Origin of the sequence: Sphaerisporangium sp. NPDC005288 (assembly GCF_040607475.1) — a bacterium.
Lineage (GTDB): Bacteria > Actinomycetota > Actinomycetes > Streptosporangiales > Streptosporangiaceae > Sphaerisporangium > Sphaerisporangium rhizosphaerae.
Window position 1 is genome coordinate 1 of record NZ_JBEXGT010000107.1, and the last position, 2849, is coordinate 2849.

Consider the following 2849-nt stretch of genomic DNA (forward strand, 5'->3'; position numbering starts at 1 on the left):
TCTGGAGGCCGAACTCGCTGCCGGCGTGGTGACCGGCCTGGCCGGCGGTGTGAGCCTGCGAGAGATCATCCTCGGCCACACCAGCCAGAACGGCCAGGCCGGTCAGACCGGCGCGACTGGCCAGACCGGCCAGGGTGGCCAGACCAGCGAGGCCGGTAATACCGGCAAGACTGGCTTGAGCGGCCCGAGTGGCGAGAGCGGCCAGTCCGGCGGGACCGGCGAGACGAGCGAGACGAGCGAGACGAGCGAGACGAGCGAGCGCGGTCAGACAAGCGAGGCCGGACGGACGGGCGAGAGCGAGGCTGGCCAGAGCGGTCAGGCCGGTGAGCTCAGCCAGACCAGTGTCAGCGGTGGTTCTGCTGCTGGCGTGTCTGGCGGGTTTGTTGCTGGTGGGGTGCTGGATCAGACGGTGTTCGCTCAGGCCGGGTTGTTCGCGGTGGAGACGGCGTTGTTCCGGCTGTTGGAGTCGTTGGGGGTTCGGCCTGATTTTGTGGCGGGGCATTCGCTGGGGGAGATCTCTGCGGCGCATGTGGCCGGAGTGTTGGATCTGGCGGATGCGTGCCGGTTGGTGGCTGCTCGTGGCCGGTTGATGCAGGGGTTGCCGTCCGGTGGGGCGATGGCGGCGATCGGCTGCGGCGAGGATGTCCTTGCCCCGGTGCTGGCTGGGTATGGCCTGGTGGCGGTGGCGGCGGTGAACGCGCCGGGTTCGGTGGTGGTCTCCGGCGCTGCCGATCAGGTGGAGCAGGTGGTGGAGTGGGCGCGGAACCAGGGGTATCGGACGCGGCTGTTGCGGGTGTCGCATGCGTTCCACTCTCCGTTGATGGAGCCGATGCTGGAGGAGTTCGAGCGGGTGGTGGCCGGGTTGACGTTGCGTCGCCCGGAGTTGCCGCTGGTGTCCAACCTGTCGGGTGAGCTGGCCGGCGAGGAGGTCACCGAGCCGGGGTACTGGGTGGAGCATGTGCGGCGGCCGGTGCGGTTCGCCGACACCATCACCACCCTGCGCGGACAGGGGGTCGGCTGTTTCATCGAGGCGGGCCCGGACGCCCAGCTGGCCCCCATGATCGAACAGACCCTCGCCCACCACGACAACGCCGGTGACCGGCACCTCGACGGAACCGGCGGTGGGGACGGCGACCACGCTCAGGTCCGCCGGGTCGACGGTGGCCGCAAGGACACAGAGCCTGCCTCGGTGGTGGCGTTGCTGCGCCGCGATCGAGATGAGACGGCTCAACTGGTCGCCGGGCTCGGCCAGGCGTGGACGCGTGGCACGGCCGTGGACTGGACCGCTTGGCCGACCGGACCGGCCGGTGCCCGTATCGGCGCCTTGGATCTGCCCACCTACCCCTTCCAGCATCGCCGTTACTGGCTGCAGCTCCCCGCCGGTGACCTGGCCGCCCTCGGCCAGACTGCCGCCGATCATCCGATCCTTGGTGCGGTGGTGGAGCAGCCCGACGGTGGCGCCATCCTGACCGGCCGCCTATCGACCACCGCCCAGTCCTGGCTGGCCGATCACGCCATCAACGCCACCCCGATCCTGCCCGGCACCGCCTTCGTGGAACTGGCCCTGCGCGCCGGAGACCAGGTCGGCTGCCCCGCCATCGACGAACTCACCCTGCACGCCCCCCTGCCCATCCCCGACCCCGGCCACCACAACAACGGCCACCACAGCAACGGTCACCACAGCAACGGCCAGCACAGCAACGGCCAGCACAGCAACGGGGACAACGGCAACGTCGACACCGGAAGCGTCGTGGTACAGGTCACCGTGACCGGACCAGGACAAGACGACCGACGTCAGATCGCCATCCACTCCAAAGACGACCACGGACAGTGGACTCGGCACGCCACCGGCACCCTCACCCCCACCCCCACCACTCCCGGCGACGCGGCGGCAGACCTGCGCCACGCCTGGCCCCCGCCAGGCGCCCAGCCACTGGACACCACCGACCTGTACGACCGCCTGGTCGATCACGGTTACGGCTACGGCCCCGCTTTCCATGGCCTGACTCGCGCCTGGGAAGACCAGGATGACCTGTACGCCGAGGTGTCGCTGCCGGTTGATGTCGCTGATCCGGCGGGTTATGGCGTTCACCCCGCGTTGCTCGACGCGGCGATGCACGTGGGCATGCTGGCCGTGCAGGACGCTGGCCAGGATGCCGGGGACACCGGTCCGCTGATTCCGTTCAACTGGAACGGCGTCACCCTGCACGCCGCCGGCGCCACCGCGCTGCGCGTACGGCTGCGCCGCCTGGACGGCGATGCGGTCACCAGGCTGGACCTGGCCGACACCGTTGGTCGGCCGGTGGCTTCGGTGGAGACGCTGACCGCACGACCGCTGACTTCTGAGCAGTTGGGCGGCGCGGTCCCGACGCGGTGGTTGTACGAGGTGGCTTGGCGGGCGCTGGACGAGCGCGGGCCCGCCGAGACCGCCGAGACCGCTGCCGGGGCGCTGGATGTCGCGATGCTGGATGTCGCTTCTTCGGTGGGACCGAAATCCGCTGCCCGAGGCGCGGGGGCTGGTGGCGGCGGGCCGGTGGAGGGTGACGTTCCAGTTCCGGTGCGGGTGCGGTGGGCCGTCGAGGAAGTGCTGGGTGAGTTGCAGACTTGGTTGGCCGAGGCGGACGCGCGGCCGGCAGTGGTGGTGACCCGGGGCGCGGTGGCCGTGGCCGATGGGGAGGTTCCCGATCCGGCGCAGGCTGCGGTGTGGGGGCTGGTGCGGGCCGCTCAGGCGGAGGAACCCGGCCGCATCACCCTGATCGACCTCGACCCGGACGACGTTTCGCTGGAAGACGCGCAGGTCGCCCCTGCATCCGACGGTGCGTCGGCCGCGCACGCCGCGCACGCCGCGC

General features: G+C 70.7%; 1 protein-coding gene. It reads left to right on the forward strand.

Annotated features, from left to right (window positions below; all coding sequences use genetic code 11):
- A partial coding sequence (locus tag ABZU32_RS40850) for an acyltransferase domain-containing protein (RefSeq protein WP_354932149.1) occupies positions 1 to 2849 on the forward strand: 2849 nt, incomplete at both ends.